General features: G+C 61.4%; 14 protein-coding genes. 9 read left to right on the top strand and 5 right to left on the bottom strand.

Annotated features, from left to right (window positions below; translation table 11 throughout):
- The first annotated feature begins 1 nt into the window (after position 1).
- The 9 genes from murD to lpxC all read left to right on the top strand — a co-directional run bounded on the left by murD (position 2) and on the right by lpxC (position 10481).
- Positions 2 to 1348: a UDP-N-acetylmuramoyl-L-alanine--D-glutamate ligase gene (gene murD / locus M0808_RS18955; RefSeq protein WP_247842136.1), complete on the top strand. Its 1347-nt coding sequence runs from the start codon at positions 2 to 4 to the stop codon at positions 1346 to 1348.
- Between the two features lie 2 nt (positions 1349 to 1350).
- The gene (gene ftsW, locus M0808_RS18950) at positions 1351 to 2562 is read left to right on the top strand and encodes a putative lipid II flippase FtsW (RefSeq protein WP_171061850.1); all 1212 of its coding nucleotides are present in this window, start codon (positions 1351 to 1353) and stop codon (positions 2560 to 2562) included.
- Positions 2552 to 3622, top strand: a complete 1071-nt coding sequence (murG, locus tag M0808_RS18945; RefSeq protein ID WP_027612180.1) for an undecaprenyldiphospho-muramoylpentapeptide beta-N-acetylglucosaminyltransferase — start codon at positions 2552 to 2554, stop codon at positions 3620 to 3622. Before ftsW ends, murG begins: the two co-directional genes overlap by 11 nt.
- Entirely contained in the window at positions 3615 to 5075 is a 1461-nt protein-coding gene (gene murC, locus M0808_RS18940) for a UDP-N-acetylmuramate--L-alanine ligase (RefSeq protein WP_025109285.1), read from the top strand. Before murG ends, murC begins: the two co-directional genes overlap by 8 nt.
- A complete protein-coding gene (locus M0808_RS18935; protein WP_027612179.1) occupies positions 5072 to 6046 on the top strand; it encodes a D-alanine--D-alanine ligase in 975 nt (324 codons plus the stop codon). Before murC ends, M0808_RS18935 begins: the two co-directional genes overlap by 4 nt.
- A 4-nt stretch (positions 6047 to 6050) precedes the next feature.
- The gene (locus tag M0808_RS18930; RefSeq protein ID WP_007961636.1) at positions 6051 to 6917 is read left to right on the top strand and encodes a cell division protein FtsQ/DivIB; all 867 of its coding nucleotides are present in this window, start codon (positions 6051 to 6053) and stop codon (positions 6915 to 6917) included.
- A gap of 15 nt (positions 6918 to 6932) precedes the next feature.
- Positions 6933 to 8192 (top strand): cell division protein FtsA, encoded by a 1260-nt coding sequence (gene ftsA, locus M0808_RS18925; RefSeq protein ID WP_003228014.1) that lies wholly within the window; start codon positions 6933 to 6935, stop codon positions 8190 to 8192.
- Between the two features lie 68 nt (positions 8193 to 8260).
- A complete protein-coding gene (gene ftsZ, locus M0808_RS18920) occupies positions 8261 to 9457 on the top strand; it encodes a cell division protein FtsZ (RefSeq protein ID WP_007961637.1) in 1197 nt (398 codons plus the stop codon).
- A 112-nt stretch (positions 9458 to 9569) separates the two neighbouring features.
- On the top strand, positions 9570 to 10481 hold the full coding sequence (gene lpxC, locus M0808_RS18915) for a UDP-3-O-acyl-N-acetylglucosamine deacetylase (RefSeq protein ID WP_007961638.1): 912 nt from the start codon (positions 9570 to 9572) through the stop codon (positions 10479 to 10481).
- Between the two features lie 176 nt (positions 10482 to 10657).
- Here lpxC and M0808_RS18910 read toward each other — a convergent pair whose 3' ends face one another.
- The 5 genes from M0808_RS18910 to M0808_RS18890 all read right to left on the bottom strand — a co-directional run bounded on the left by M0808_RS18910 (position 10658) and on the right by M0808_RS18890 (position 16410).
- Entirely contained in the window at positions 10658 to 12166 is a 1509-nt protein-coding gene (locus M0808_RS18910) for a sensor domain-containing diguanylate cyclase (RefSeq protein WP_247842135.1), read from the bottom strand.
- 197 nt (positions 12167 to 12363) lie between these two features.
- On the bottom strand, positions 12364 to 13680 hold the full coding sequence (locus M0808_RS18905) for an OprD family porin (RefSeq protein WP_098965538.1): 1317 nt from the start codon (positions 13678 to 13680) through the stop codon (positions 12364 to 12366).
- A gap of 197 nt (positions 13681 to 13877) precedes the next feature.
- Positions 13878 to 14099, bottom strand: coding sequence for a hypothetical protein (locus M0808_RS18900; protein ID WP_247842134.1), 222 nt, complete (start codon positions 14097 to 14099; stop codon positions 13878 to 13880).
- 279 nt (positions 14100 to 14378) lie between these two features.
- Positions 14379 to 15743, bottom strand: a complete 1365-nt coding sequence (locus M0808_RS18895; RefSeq protein ID WP_247842133.1) for a heavy metal sensor histidine kinase — start codon at positions 15741 to 15743, stop codon at positions 14379 to 14381.
- Positions 15733 to 16410, bottom strand: a complete 678-nt coding sequence (locus tag M0808_RS18890; RefSeq protein ID WP_007916978.1) for a heavy metal response regulator transcription factor — start codon at positions 16408 to 16410, stop codon at positions 15733 to 15735. Before M0808_RS18890 ends, M0808_RS18895 begins: the two co-directional genes overlap by 11 nt.

The raw sequence follows: 16410 nt of genomic DNA, 5'->3' as shown, positions 1-16410 counted from the left end.
AGTGTCTCTGATCGCTTCTGACCACTTCCGCATCGTTGTCGGCCTCGGCAAGAGCGGCATGTCCCTGGTTCGCTTCCTGGCGAACCGGGGCGTGTCGTTTGCCGTCGCCGATACGCGGGACAATCCACCGGAACTGGCCACGCTCAAGCGTGACTATCCGCACGTGGAAGTGCGTTGTGGCGAGCTGGACGTCGAATTCCTGTGCCGTGCCGACGAGCTCTACGTGAGCCCCGGCCTGGCGCTGGCGACCCCGGCCCTGCAAGCCGCTGCCGCCCGTGGCGTGAAAATGGCCGGCGACATCGAGCTGTTCGCGCGTAACGCGCGGGCGCCGATCGTGGCCATCACCGGTTCCAACGCGAAAAGCACCGTCACCACTTTGGTCGGCGAGATGGCGGCTGCGGCCGGCAAACGCGTCGCGGTGGGCGGCAACCTCGGTACGCCAGCACTGGAATTGCTCAGCGATGACGTCGAGCTGTACGTGATGGAGCTGTCGAGCTTCCAGCTGGAAACCACCGATCAGCTCAACGCTGAAGTGGCCACCGTGCTCAACATCAGCGAAGACCACATGGACCGCTACAGCGGCCTGCCGGCGTATCACCTGGCCAAGCACCGGATCTTCCGTGGTGCGAAGCAGTTCGTGGTCAACCGTCAGGATGCACTCAGTCGTCCGCTGATCGGCGAAGGCCAGCCTTGCTGGACCTTCGGCCTGAACAAACCGGATTTCAAGGCCTTCGGCCTGCGCGAAGAAGACGGCGAGAAATACCTGGCCTTCGAATTCCAGAACCTGATGCCGGTGCGCGAACTGAAAGTGCGCGGCGCGCATAACCAGGCGAACGCCCTCGCGGCGCTGGCGCTCGGCCATGCGGTCGGCTTGCCGTTCGACGCCATGCTTGATGCCCTGCGTAACTTCACCGGCCTCGAACACCGCTGCCAGTGGCTGCGTGATCTCGACGGCGTCGGTTACTACAACGATTCCAAGGCCACCAACGTCGGCGCCGCTCTGGCTGCCATCGAAGGCCTGGGTGCGGATATCGACGGCAAGGTCGTGCTGATCGCCGGTGGCGACGGCAAGGGCGCCGAGTTCAACGATTTGCGCGACCCGGTGGCGGCCAACTGCCGCGCCGTAATCCTGATGGGCCGCGACTCCGACAAGATCGGCGAGGCCATCGGTGACGCCGTGTCACTGATTCGCGCGACCTCGCTGGTCGACGCCGTTGCGCAGTGCCGCGCAGTCGCCCAGCCGGGTGACGTAGTGCTGCTGTCGCCGGCCTGCGCCAGTTTCGACATGTTCAAGAATTACGAAGACCGTGGTCACCAGTTCGTCCGCGCCGTGGAGGATCTGGCATGAGCCTGCGCAATATCATCAAGCCGTACCCGTCGCCGATCATCACCGGCCGTGGCATCGACCTCGACTTCCCGATGCTCGCCGGTTGCCTGGCGCTGCTGGGCCTGGGCCTGATCATGATCGCCTCGGCCTCCACTGAAGTGGCGGCGGCGCAGTCGGGCAGCGCGCTGTATTACATGATTCGCCACCTGATCTACGTGGCACTGGGCCTCGGCGCGTGCATCATCACTATGATGATTCCGATTGCCACCTGGCAGCGTCTGGGCTGGATGATGCTGATCGGCGCATTCGGTCTGCTGGTGATGGTGATCGTCCCGGGGATCGGCCGTGAAGTGAACGGGTCGATGCGCTGGATCGGTTTCAGCTTCTTCAACGTTCAGCCGTCCGAGATCGCCAAGGTGTTTGTGGTGATCTACCTCGCCGGTTATCTGGTGCGTCGGCAGAAAGAAGTGCGCGAGAGCTGGATGGGCTTCTTCAAGCCGTTCATCGTGCTGCTGCCGATGGCGGGTCTGTTGCTGATGGAGCCGGACTTCGGTGCCACCGTGGTAATGATGGGGGCGGCGGCAGCGATGCTGTTCCTCGGCGGGGTCGGGCTGTTCCGCTTCTCGCTGATGGTGGTTCTCGCAGTCGGGGCCGTGGTCTTGCTGATTCAGATGCAGCCTTACCGGATGGCGCGTCTGACTAACTTCGCCGACCCGTGGGCCGACCAGTTCGGCGCCGGTTATCAGTTGTCGCAGGCGTTGATCGCCTTCGGTCGCGGTGAATGGCTGGGCGTCGGCCTGGGCAACAGCGTGCAGAAACAGTTCTACCTGCCTGAAGCGCACACCGACTTCGTGTTCTCGGTGCTGGCCGAAGAGCTCGGCGCCGTCGGTTCGCTGTGCACCGTCGCGCTGTTCGTCTTCGTGTGTATTCGTGGCATGTACATCGGTCTGTGGGCCGAGAAAGCCAAGCAGTTCTTCGCTGCTTATGTGGCTTACGGTCTGTCGTTCCTGTGGATCGGTCAGTTCCTGATCAACATCGGGGTGAACGTCGGTCTGCTGCCGACCAAGGGCCTGACCCTGCCGTTCCTCAGTTATGGCGGCAGTTCCCTGGTGATCTGCTGCGCCTGCCTCGGCTTGTTGCTGAGGATCGAGTGGGAGAGTCGAACCCACCTGGGCAGTGAAGAGATGGAATTCCATGAGAGCGACTTCGCCGAGGAGCCGAACCATGGGCGCTAACGTATTGATCATGGCCGGCGGCACCGGCGGCCACGTGTTCCCGGCGCTGTCCTGTGCCCGCGAATTCCAGGCGCGCGGCTACACCGTGCACTGGCTCGGCACGCCACGCGGAATCGAAAACGAACTGGTGCCGGCTGCAGGTCTGGAACTGCACCGCATCAATGCCACCGGGTTGCGTGGCAAGGGCAAGCTGTCGCTGCTCAAGGCACCGTTCATGTTGCTCAAGTCGGTGTGGCAGGCGCGGGCGGTGATTCGCAAGCTGCGTCCGGTCTGCGTTGTCGGCTTCGGTGGTTATGTGACCGGGCCTGGCGGAATTGCCGCGAAACTGGCCGGTGTGCCGGTGATCGTTCACGAGCAGAACGCCGTGGCCGGCACCGCCAATCGGTTGCTGGTGCCGTTCGCCGCCCGGGTGTGTGAAGCGTTCCCCGACACCTTTACTCTGTCGGACACCCGCCGTACCACCGGAAACCCGGTGCGCAGCGAGCTGTTCCTCGAAACATCGCGACCGGCTCTGGCCGGGCGCAAAGCGCGTTTGCTGATCCTCGGCGGAAGCCTTGGCGCAGAACCGTTGAACAAGTTGCTGCCTGAAGCCCTGGCGCAAGTCCCTGCCGATTTGCGTCCGGAAGTGTTTCATCAGGCCGGCAAAAACCACGATGAAGTGACTGCAGAGCGCTACCGCGCCGCCGGCGTCGATGCGCAGGTGCAGCCGTTCATCAAAGACATGGCCCAGGCCTATGGCTGGGCTGACCTGGTGGTGTGCCGCGCTGGCGCGCTGACCATCAGTGAGCTGGCTGCCGTTGGTCTGCCCTCGATGCTGGTGCCTTTGCCCCACGCGATCGACGATCACCAGACCCGCAACGCCGATTATTTGGCCCGTGAAGGCGCTGCCTTCGTGATGCCGCAAAGAACGACTGGTGCCGCGGACCTTGCCGCGCGCCTGACAGAGGTCTTGATGCAACCGCAACGACTCGAAGAAATGGCCCAAGCGGCCCGCCGTCTGGCCAAACCCGATGCCACCCGTAGCGTGGTCGATACCTGCCTGGAGGTGGCCCATGGTTGAAAATCAGAAAGCCATGCCACAACCGGAAATGCGCCGCATCCGTCGCATCCACTTCGTCGGTATCGGCGGCGTGGGCATGTGCGGCATCGCTGAAGTGTTGCTGAACCTGGGCTATGAAGTGTCCGGTTCCGACCTGAAGGCTTCGCCGGTGACCGAGCGTCTGGAATCGTTCGGTGCGCACATCTATATCGGCCACCGTGCCGAGAACGCTGCGACCGCCGATGTGCTGGTGGTTTCCAGCGCTGTGAACACCTCCAACCCGGAAGTGGCGACCGCCCTTGAGCGTCGTATCCCGGTGGTACCGCGTGCCGAGATGCTCGCCGAGCTGATGCGCTATCGCCACGGCATCGCCGTCGCCGGCACCCACGGCAAAACCACCACCACCAGCCTGATCGCTTCGGTGTTCGCCGCCGGTGGTCTGGACCCGACCTTCGTCATCGGTGGCCGTCTGAATGCCGCGGGCACCAATGCCCAGCTCGGCACCAGCCGCTACCTGATCGCCGAAGCCGATGAGAGCGACGCGAGCTTCCTGCACCTGCAACCGCTGGTGGCCGTGGTCACCAACATCGACGCCGACCACATGGCCACCTACGACGGTGACTTCAACAAGCTGAAGAAAACCTTCGTCGAGTTCCTGCACAACCTGCCGTTCTACGGTTTGGCGGTGATGTGCCTGGACGATCCGGTGGTGCGTGAAATCCTGCCGCTGGTCAAGCGTCCGACCGTGACCTACGGCTTCAGCGAAGACGCCGACGTGCGCGCGATCAATGTGCGCCAGCAAGGCATGCAGACCTTCTTCACCGTACTGCGCCCGGATCGCGAGCCGCTCGATGTGTCCGTGAACATGCCGGGCAACCACAACGTGCTCAACTCGCTGGCGACCATCTGCATCGCCAGCGACGAAGGCGTCAGCGACGAAGCCATCGTCCAGGGCCTGTCCGGGTTCCAGGGCGTTGGCCGACGCTTCCAGGTCTATGGCGAACTGCCGGTGGACGGCGGCAACGTGATGCTGGTCGACGACTACGGTCACCACCCGACCGAAGTCGCGGCCGTGATCAAAGCCGTGCGCGGTGGCTGGCCGGAGCGCCGTCTGGTGATGGTCTACCAGCCGCACCGTTACAGCCGCACCCGTGACCTGTACGACGATTTCGTCAATGTACTGGCCGATGCCAACGTGCTGCTGCTGATGGAAGTCTATCCTGCGGGCGAAGAGCCGATCCCGGGCGCGGACAGCCGCAAGCTGTGCAACAGCATCCGTCAGCGCGGTCAGCTCGACCCGATCTACATCGAGCGCGGTGTCGACCTCGCGCCGCTGGTCAAGCCGCTGCTGCGTGCCGGCGACATCCTGCTGTGCCAGGGTGCCGGGGATATCGGCGGTCTCGCGCCGAAGCTGTTGAAAAGTGAATTGTTCGCCGGCGCCGTGGCTGCGTCGGTCGAGGGGAAGTTGAAATGACTGCTGCCTACGCCAACCTGTTCTCCACCATCGCGCCGAAAGACTTCGGCCGTGTCGCCGTGCTGTTCGGTGGCATGAGTGCCGAGCGTGAGGTTTCGCTGAAATCCGGTAACGCCGTGCTCGACGCGCTGCAAAGCGCGGGCGTGGACGCGTTCGGGATCGACGTCGGCGAGGATTTTCTGCAGCGTCTGCTGAATGAAAAGATCGACCGCGCGTTCATCATTCTCCACGGTCGTGGCGGTGAAGACGGCTCGATGCAGGGCCTGCTCGAATGCGCCGGTATTCCTTACACCGGCAGCGGCATCCTCGCTTCGGCACTGGCGATGGACAAACTGCGCACCAAGCAGGTCTGGCACAGCCTCGGGATTCCGACGCCGCGTCACGCCGTGCTGTGCAGCGAAGCCGATTGTATTTCCGCGGCGACGGAACTGGGCTTCCCTTTGATCGTCAAACCGGCGCATGAAGGTTCAAGTATCGGGATGGCCAAAGTGAGTTCTGCGTCCGAGTTGATCGACGCATGGAAAGCGGCCAGTACCTACGATTCGCAAGTCTTGGTTGAACAATGGATTCAAGGTCCGGAGTTCACCATCGCCACCCTGCGTGACCAGGTGTTGCCTCCTATCGCCCTGGGTACACCGCACACGTTCTACGACTACGACGCCAAGTACATCGCCAACGATACCCAGTACCGCATTCCGTGCGGGCTGGATGCCGCCAAGGAGCAGGAACTCATGGATCTCACGGCCAAGGCCTGTGAGGCGCTGGGTATTGCCGGTTGGGGCAGGGCGGACGTGATGCAGGACGCCGACGGACAGTTCTGGTTCCTGGAAGTGAACACCGCACCGGGCATGACCGATCACAGTCTGGTGCCGATGGCGGCCCGTGCTGCCGGTCTGGACTTCCAGCAACTGGTTCTGGCCATTCTGGCCGCCAGTGTTGAAGGCTCCGGTAACACAGAGGCGCGAGGTTAAGACCATGCAAGGCGCTCATCTCAGACATCAGCCACCCGCACCCGGCCGCAAGCCGGTGCCGCGGGGTGCCAGCCGAATGGTGGCCAAAGAGCCGATGTCCGCGCGCCTGCCGAAAGCCAATTTCGGCTTTCTGAAAAGCCTGTTCTGGCCGGTGCTGCTGGTGGCGCTCGGGTTCGGTACCTACGAAGGCGCGCAGCGTTTGCTGCCGTACGCCGACCGGCCGATCACCAAGATCGCCGTGCAGGGCGACCTGAGCTACATCAGTCAGCAAGCGGTGCAGCAGCGAATCGCCCCGTACGTGGCGTCGAGCTTCTTCACCATTGATCTGGCCAGCATGCGGACCGAGCTCGAGCAGATGCCCTGGATCGCTCACGCCGAAGTACGCCGGGTGTGGCCGGATCAGGTGGTGATCCGCCTCGAAGAGCAACTGCCGGTGGCCCGTTGGGGCGACGAGTCGCTGCTCAACAACCAGGGTCAGGCCTTCACGCCAAAGGAGTTGGCGAACTACGAACACCTGCCACAGCTGTTCGGCCCACAACGGGCCCAGCAGCAAGTGATGCAGCAGTATCAGGTGCTGAGCCAGATGCTCCGGCCGCTGGGCTTCTCGATCGCGCGCCTGGAACTGCGTGAACGTGGCAGCTGGTTCCTGACCACCGGTGCCGGCAGCTCCGGCCCCGGCATCGAGTTGCTGCTGGGACGCGGCAACCTGGTGGAAAAGATGCGCCGCTTCATTGCCATCTATGACAAGACGCTTAAAGACCAGATTACGAACATTGCGCGCATCGATCTGCGCTACGCCAACGGCCTCGCTGTTGGCTGGCGGGAACCAGTAGCGCCGACGACAGCCCAACCCGCTGTCGCAAAGAATTAAGAAGAGGCAGGACCCATGGCAAACGTGCAAAGCGGCAAAATGATCGTCGGTCTGGATATCGGCACCTCCAAGGTGGTGGCGCTGGTAGGCGAGGTCGCGGACGACGGCACGCTGGAAATCGTCGGTATCGGTACTCACCCGTCCCGCGGCCTGAAGAAGGGCGTGGTGGTGAACATCGAGTCGACCGTGCAATCGATCCAGCGCGCGATCGAAGAAGCCCAACTGATGGCGGGCTGCCGCATTCACTCGGCGTTCGTCGGCGTGGCCGGCAATCACATCCGCAGCCTGAACTCCCACGGCATCGTGGCGATTCGTGATCGCGAAGTGAGCTCGGCTGACCTGGAGCGCGTACTCGACGCCGCCCAGGCCGTGGCGATCCCGGCTGACCAGCGCGTGCTGCACACCCTGCCGCAGGATTACGTGATCGATAACCAGGAAGGCGTCCGCGAGCCTCTGGGCATGTCCGGCGTCCGTCTGGAAGCCAAGGTTCACGTGGTCACCTGCGCCGTCAATGCTGCCCAGAACATTGAAAAATGCGTGCGTCGCTGCGGTCTGGAAATCGACGACATCATTCTCGAGCAACTGGCCTCGGCCTACTCGGTACTGACCGACGACGAAAAAGAGCTGGGCGTGTGCCTGGTCGACATCGGCGGCGGCACCACCGACATCGCGATCTTCACCGAAGGCGCGATCCGCCACACCGCGGTGATCCCGATTGCCGGTGATCAGGTGACCAACGACATCGCCATGGCGTTGCGCACCCCGACCCAGTACGCCGAAGAGATCAAGATCCGCTACGCCTGCGCCCTGGCCAAACTGGCCGGTGCCGGCGAAACCATCAAGGTGCCGAGCGTTGGCGACCGTCCACCGCGCGAACTGTCGCGTCAGGCCCTGGCCGAAGTGGTCGAGCCGCGTTACGACGAACTGTTCACCCTGATCCAGGCCGAACTGCGTCGCAGCGGCTACGAAGACCTGATCCCGGCGGGCATCGTCCTGACCGGCGGTACGTCGAAGATGGAAGGTGCCACCGAACTGGCTGAAGAAATCTTCCACATGCCGGTGCGCCTGGGCGTGCCGCATGGCGTGAAGGGCCTGGATGACGTGGTGCGCAACCCGATTTATTCCACTGGCGTGGGCTTGTTGATGTACGGCCTGCAGAAGCAGTCCGACGGGATCTCGTTCTCGGGCATCGGCAGCCGCGACAGCTACAGCAACGATGAGCCACAGGCGCCGTTGCTGGACCGATTGAAGAAGTGGGTTCAAGGCAACTTCTAAAGCTTTACCGCAACACCGCTACAAAAATGCAGTAGGCGAAAAAACTAGAGAATGTAAGGAGAGGGAAAATGTTCGAACTCGTAGACAACATCCCCGCAAGCCCGGTAATCAAAGTTATCGGTGTTGGCGGTGGCGGCGGCAACGCTGTCAACCACATGGTCAAGAGCAACATCGAAGGCGTCGAATTCATCTGCGCCAACACTGATGCTCAAGCGCTGAAAAACATCGGCGCGCGCACCATCCTGCAACTGGGCACCGGCGTGACCAAAGGTCTCGGCGCTGGCGCCAACCCTGAAGTAGGTCGTCAGGCCGCTCTCGAAGACCGTGAGCGCATTGCCGAAGTCCTGCAGGGCACCAACATGGTGTTCATCACCACTGGCATGGGCGGCGGTACCGGTACCGGTGCTGCGCCTATCATCGCCGAAGTGGCCAAGGAAATGGGCATCCTGACCGTTGCGGTCGTGACTCGTCCGTTCCCGTTCGAAGGCCGCAAGCGTATGCAGATCGCCGACGAAGGCATCCGCATGCTCTCCGAAAGCGTCGACTCGTTGATCACCATCCCTAACGAGAAGCTGCTGACCATCCTCGGTAAAGACGCAAGCCTCTTGTCGGCTTTCGCCAAGGCTGACGACGTACTGGCCGGTGCCGTTCGCGGTATCTCCGACATCATCAAGCGTCCGGGCATGATCAACGTCGACTTCGCCGACGTGCGTACCGTGATGAGCGAAATGGGCATGGCGATGATGGGCACTGGCTGCGCCAGCGGTCCGAACCGTGCACGTGAAGCGACCGAAGCGGCCATCCGCAACCCGCTGCTGGAAGACGTGAACCTGCAAGGTGCACGCGGCATCCTGGTGAACATCACCGCCGGTCCTGACCTGTCCCTGGGTGAGTACTCCGACGTGGGTAGCATCATCGAAGCCTTCGCTTCCGAGCACGCAATGGTCAAGGTCGGTACCGTTATCGATCCGGACATGCGCGACGAACTGCACGTCACCGTGGTTGCCACCGGTCTGGGCGCGAAAATCGAGAAGCCTGTGAAGGTCATCGACAATACCGTTCACACCTCCATGGCTGCCGCTCAGGTTCAACAACCGGCTCCTGCGCGTCAGGAAGCTCCGGCGGTGAACTACCGTGACCTGGACCGTCCGACCGTCATGCGCAACCAGGCTCAGGCCGGTGCTGCGACTGCCGCGAAGATGAACCCGCAGGACGATCTGGATTACCTGGACATCCCGGCATTCCTGCGTCGTCAGGCCGATTGATGGAATGTATCAGGGCTATGACGGTGATTGGTGTTCAGCAAAGGCTCGGTCTGCTATTATCGCCAGCCTTTGTTGATACCAGTTCGCAATTTGCGCTGAAGCGGCCCAAGCCATGATTAAACAACGCACACTGAAAAATATTATCCGTGCCACAGGTGTAGGCCTGCATTCCGGGGAGAAGGTCTACCTGACCCTCAAGCCTGCGCCTGTCGACACTGGCATTGTGTTTTGTCGCGCTGACCTCGACCCTGTGGTGCAGATTCCTGCCCGCGCGGAAAACGTCGGTGAAACCACTATGTCGACGACGCTGATCAACGGCGACGTCAAAGTGGACACGGTAGAGCACTTGCTCTCGGCCATGGCTGGCCTGGGCATCGATAACGCCTACGTCGAGCTCTCCGCGTCCGAAGTCCCGATCATGGATGGCAGCGCTGGACCGTTCGTATTCCTGATTCAATCGGCTGGCCTGGAAGAGCAGGACGCCGCCAAGAAATTCATCCGCATCCTGCGTGAAGTGACAGTGGAAGACGGCGACAAGCGCGCCACTTTCGTCCCTTTCGAAGGGTTCAAGGTGAGCTTCGAGATCGATTTCGATCACCCGGTTTTCCGGGACCGCACCCAAAGTGCAAGCGTGGATTTTTCCAGCACTTCGTTCGTAAAAGAAGTCAGCCGCGCCCGTACTTTCGGTTTCATGAGTGACATCGAGTACCTGCGCAAGCACAACCTCGCACTTGGCGGCAGCGTTGAAAACGCGATCGTGGTGGATTCCGATGGTGTACTGAACGAAGACGGCCTTCGCTACGAAGACGAATTCGTGAAGCACAAGATCCTCGATGCGATTGGCGACCTGTACCTGCTGGGTAACAGCCTGATTGGTGAGTTCAAAGGCTTCAAGTCCGGTCATGCACTGAACAACCAGCTGCTGCGCAAGTTGATTGAGCAGACAGATGCGTGGGAAGTCGTGACGTTCGAAGACGCCAGCACTGCACCGATCTCTTACATGCGCCCGGTTGCGGCAGTGTAAGTAAAAAACCTCTCTAGTTTTTTGAAGGCCATCCTCGGATGGCCTTTTTTTATGCCTGCGGTTTTTGTGTTACCTGGGCCGGCCTATTCGCGAGCAGGCTCGCTCCCACATTTGGAATGCGTTCCCCTGTAGGAGTGAGCCTGCTCGCGATAGGGCCGGTGAAGCCAATACACCTGTCAGCCAGCCACCACCACGCGATTCCGCCCACCTTCCTTGGCCTGATACAGCGCTTTGTCTGCCGCAAACAGCAGTTGTTCCAGCGACATCTCGACCACCGCCGTCCAAGTGCTGATACCGATACTGACGGTCATCGCCACATCCGCGCCCTCGACCCTCGGCATCTGCTCGACCGCCTGGCGGATATGTTCGGCAATCTGTCGCGCGCCGCTGCTGTCGGTTTCAGCGAGGATCACCGAGAACTCTTCGCCACCGTAACGAGCGACCAGATCCCCTGGTCGTCGTACGTTCGCCGTGATCACCTTGGCCAGCTCACGCAGCGCCTGATCACCCGCCTGATGCCCATGCCGGTCGTTGAAGGCCTTGAAGTGGTCGGCATCGATCATCATCACCGACAGCGGCTTGCCCGAACGCTGGGCGCGGAACCATTCGTGGCGCAGCGCCTGATCGAGCATCCGCCGGTTGGCCACGCCGGTCAGCGCATCGGTGGCGGCCAGTTGCGCCAGTTCGCGTTCGGCGCGCTGGCGCAGGCGCAGCTCACGGGCAAGCAGCCAGGTCAGCCACAGCAGCCCGGCGCACAGCACGCCGGTGGCGCCGCTGATCAACAGCGCCGTGCGGCGCCAGGTGCCGAACACCTCATCACTGGAGAGCGCGACCATCACCGTCAACGGCAAATTCCCGACTCGCGAATAGGTGTAGAGCCGTTGCTGATGATCCATGCTCGAAGTGCTGGTGAAACTGCCACTGCCGTCCTTGTCGCCGAGAATCCGCACCACGTTGGGCCGGTTGCCGAAACTCTTGCCGATGGAGTCGCTTTGCAGGTACGGCTTCTGCGCCAGCAGCACGCCGTCGCTGTTGATGATGTTCAGGGTGCTGTCTTTGCCGATATCGAGGCTGTTGAACAACTGATCGAAGTAGTCGAGCTTCATCGACGCTACCGCCACGCCGGCGAATTCTCCGGTGTCCGAGGAGATCCGCCGACTGAAGCTGATTCGCCACTGATTGGCTTCGTCGCAATCGCAGCGGGTTTTGAATGGGCGGCTGATGAACATGCCCATGTCACGGTTGAAGGCATGGGCGAGAAAGTAATCGCGGTCGGCGAAGTTACCCGGCTTGGGTTCGATGCGCGATGAGTCGGCGACCACATCGCCATGCTTGTCGAGCAGCAGGATGTCGCCCTTGAAGCGCGCGGTAGTGGAGCGGTCGAACAGTGCCAGATGGCGGATCTGCGGGGTGACACCGCGCAAGTCGTCGCGCTGGGCGGCGGCGATCAGGCCTTGCAAGGTCAGGTCGTACAGCTCGACCGTGCGCAGGACGTCGGCGTCGATCAACTGGGCGATGGTGGTGGCGCTGCGGGTGGCCGACTCCTGAGCGTTGGCGTGCTCACGAATCAGCAGAAAAGTGACGATGCACAGAATCGCGATCACGGTCAGCGAACTGCCGCAGATCAGCAGCAATTCGGGGCGTCCGGTCTTGCCCGCCAGAGGTGGGGTACGGCTCGCGATCATGATGGGGGCTGTCGGTTGGGAGGATCTTATTAGCGTAGTTGCATCAAGTCAGTGACGGTATTCCATTGTGGGAGCGGGCTTGCTCGCGAATACGCCGTGTCATTCAACATTGATGTCGACTGATGCAGCGCATTCGCGAGCAAGCCCGCTCCCACAGGGTACATCTCTAAATTCAAGACCGTGGTGCAGGGGGGATCTTAGAAGACGTTGATCGGGTAGTCGACAATCACCCGGTATTCATCGGTATCGGTATCAATCGCGCCGTAACCGTTACCACCCCGGTTGGTCGCCCATTGCAGGCGTACCGCGAGGTCTTTTGCCTGACCGCTCTGCACCACGTATTTCAGATCGAGGTCGCGTTCCCAGTGCTTGGCGTTGCGACCGTCAGCGCTGTACCACGAGGCATAGCCTTTGCTGCCCGGATCGACCTTGGTCAGGTCCACGGTGCCGCGCGAATAGGAAACTGCCGAAGTCAGGCCCGGCACACCGAGACCGGCGAAGTCATAGGCGTACTTGAGCTTCCACGAGCGTTCGTTCGGGCCGTTGAAGTCCGAGTACTGTTGCGAGTTGTCGAGGTAAACGCTGTCGCCCTGGCTGATGTAATCGAATGGCGTGTTGCCGTTCACGCGCTGGTACGCGGCGGTGACGCTGTGGTTGCCGATGCCGACGGTGAAATGCAGGCTGTAGGTGTTGTTGTCGATGTTACCCAGCAGCGCGTCGCCGGTGTCCTGCGTGTGATAGAAGTGCAGGCCCGGGTTGAGGCTGACCAGATCGGTCAACTGCCAGGTGTAATCCAGGTCGTAGTAGTACTGGTTCCAGATGTCCTTCAGCTCGGCGGCGTACAGATTGCTGGTCAGGCCTTCGACGCCGCTCCAGGACACGCCGGCCCAGTTCAGGTGGCGGCTTTCGTCGCCCTCGGCGAGTTTGCCGTAGGACGTGCCGATGCGCTGGCGACCGCTCTGATTGTACGGCTTGGTAAAACTGGCCTGGCCACCTTCGAACATCCAGCCGTCGAAGCTGTGGTTGGTCAGGCTCACGCCACGAAAGGTCTGCGGCAACATGCGCGAATCACCGCCGGCAATCACCGGGTTGGTGAGGAACAGGTCACCGGCCTTCAGCTCGGTATCGAACGCGCGCATCTTCAACGTGCCGCCCGCAGTCGAGAACGAGCCCGGCGCTTTGCCGTTGCCATCGCTGATCGGCAGGATGCTCGAGCCATCGGTACCGCCACCGCCGTCGAGCTTCAGCCCGAGCATGGCGTGGGCGTCGATGCCGAAGCCGACCGTGCCTTCGGTGTAGCCCGACTGGAAGATCCCGAGAAAACCCTGGCCCCACTCGATGTTGTCGTCCGTCTGCTGCAGACGGTTGCGATTCATGTAGTAGTTGCGGGCGTTGAGGTTGAGGCTCGAGCCTTCGATGAAGCCTTGTTTGGCGGCTTCGTCGGCTTGGGCTGTGGGGGCAATCGTTGCGGCAATTGCAATGAACAGCGGGGTGAAACTGACTGGGTAACGCACTTGCGACGGAGCTCCTTGGGTCAACTGACACTTCAAAGTCTTGAGGTGCGGGATGTTTCTTGTTTTTTACAGACGAACCAAACGGCTTTCAGACCACAACGAAAAAAGGCCGCTGAAAGGCAGCGGCCTGGAAGGACGACGGTTGAACGGGAAGAGCCAAACAACCGCGTCGAGGGAAATGTTTCGCAGTGCGCGACTCAGCTGTCTTTCTCGGCCGCTTGAGCCTGGGAAGTGGCGGCTTGAGGGGCTTGCGAGGCGTCCTGCGACTTGGCCATCACTTCTGCCTGATACTGTTCGAAGGCGTGAGCGCGAGCGACATTCTGCGCTACGAACGCTTGCGATTCTTCAGCCATCGCCATCGGCGACAGGATCAATGAGGACAAAACGAAAGCGCTGGCAATACCCATACTGTTGGACATCTGGAAAACCTTCTTGCTTGGCAAGTGCTGTTTGGTGCGGGCAAAGATAAGGTTGCCGGGCGCCGAGAAACAGCGTGATTTTCATAAATGACTGTTACAGCACAAGCAAAAGTCACCCCCTCACCCCAGCCCTCTCCCCCAAGGAGGCGAGGGGGAAAGGGAGCAGATCGGGGGCTTTTCAAAACTTGAGTTCGACTGGATATTTCAGGTCGATGCAACTCCAGAGAACAGCTCGGTCAGTCCCCTCTCCCTCCGGGAGAGGGTTAGGGTGAGGGGCTTCTAAACAGGCAAATAAATGCCGAAGGTATTCATCCCCCGATCACTGCGCACAAACACATCACCACCGTGCATCAGCGCAATCGCCTTGACGATCGCCAGCCCCAATCCATGGTTGTTGCCGCTGTTGCTGCGTGATGCATCCACCCGATAAAAGCGCTCGAACAAGCGCGGCAAGTGCTCGCTGGCAATCGGCGATCCGGGGTTGGCCACGCCGATGCTGACCTGATGGTCTTCAACTTCGATGCACACCTCGATCACCTGGCCCGGCTCGGTGTGCTGCACGGCGTTGCTCAGCAGGTTGATCAGCGCCCGACGCAAATGCGCGATCTCGATCCGCACCTGCGCATCGCCACTGACGTGCACCTGCACTTGCGCGTCTTCGAGGATGAAATCCAGATACTCGAGCGTGGTCGCGACTTCATCAGCCAGCGAAGTTTCGGTGAGCTTGGTCGCCTTGCTGCCTTGGTCGGCGCTGGCCAGAAACAGCATGTCGTTGATGATCGAACGCAGGCGTTCCAGCTCTTCGAGGTTCGATTGCAGCACTTCGAAGTAATGCTCGGCGGAGCGCCCGCGGGTCAGCGCGACCTGGGTCTGGCCGATCAGGTTGGTCAGTGGCGAGCGCAGTTCATGGGCGACGTCGGCGTTGAACGATTCCAGGCGCGAATAGGCCTGTTCGACCCGCTCCAGGGTTGAGTTGAACGAGTCGACAAACTGCTCCAGCTCCGGCGGCAAGGGTGACATGCGCAGGCGTCCGGCCCGTAGTGGCGGTGCCAGGCGCTGGGCTTCGTGAGACAGTTTGATCAGCGGCTTGAGACCGATCCGCGCCACCCAGTAACCCAGCGCCGAGGCCAGCAGCACGCCGATAATCGCCAGGCTGACGAGAGCGATCAGCAGACTATGCTGAGTCTCGTGGAAAGTCTCGGTATCGATGCCGATCATGAAGCGCAGCGGCGGGCGTTGATCCTTGGCCGGCAGTTCGGTGAGCAGCACTTTCAGCGGATAAGGATGCTCGGGCAACTGCAGGTCATGCATGCCGGTTGGGCCTTTGGCGAAGGCGCGGATTTGCGCGTCCGGCTCACCGTACTCGTACCCGGGATCACCGCTGACCACCCAGAAACGAATGCGCTTGTCCTCTTCGCCGAGCAGCTTGAGCTTGGCGTTGATCTTCACCCAGTGCTCGGGTGTGCCATAACGATTGAGCGCCGATTCGAGCACGCTGTAACGCGCATCCAGCTCGGCTTCCGGCAGCAGACCCAGGCCTTTGTCGACCTGCTGATACAGCGCGCCGCCAATCAACAGAAACACCAGCAGTGCCACCAAGGTGAACATGCCACTCAGGCGCAGCGCGATAGAATTACTGGACACCACGGCTCTCCAGCACATAACCCATGCCACGAATGGTGTGCAGCAGTTTCTCGTCGAACGGCCCGTCGAGCTTTGCGCGAAGACGCTTGATCGCGACTTCGACGACATTCGCGTCGCTGTCGAAATTGATGTCCCAGACCATCTCGGCAATTGCGGTTTTCGAGAGGATTTCACCTTGTCGGCGCGCCAGAACGCTGAGCAGCGAGAACTCTTTCGCCGTCAGATCCAGTCGGGTGCCGGCGCGGGTGGCCTTGCGGCTGATCAGATCGATCCACAGGTCGGCGATGCTTACCTGCACCGGTTCATGGCCACCGCTGCGCCGGGTCAGCGCCTGCAAGCGCGCTACCAGCTCCAGAAAGGAAAACGGCTTGCCGAGGTAATCGTCGGCGCCGTCACGCAGGCCCTTGATCCGGTCTTCGACGCGCTCGCGGGCGGTGAGCATGATCACCGGGGTCTGCTTGCGTGCACGCAATGCGCGCAAAACGCCGAAACCATCCAGGCCCGGCAGCATGACGTCGAGGACGATCACCGCGTAGTCGCTTTCCAGCGCCAGATGCAGGCCTTCGACGCCGTCGCGGGCCAAGTCCACGGTGTAACCCTGTTCCGTCAGACCGCGGTGCAGATAATCCGCGGTTTTTTCCTCGTCTTCGATAATTAGAACGCGCAT

It is taken from the genome of Pseudomonas sp. MWU12-3103b (genome assembly GCF_023100615.1).
GTDB lineage: Bacteria > Pseudomonadota > Gammaproteobacteria > Pseudomonadales > Pseudomonadaceae > Aquipseudomonas > Aquipseudomonas putida_A.
The sequence above is the reverse complement of the archived record's forward strand: the minus strand, read 5'-3'. Positions and strand labels throughout refer to the sequence as shown.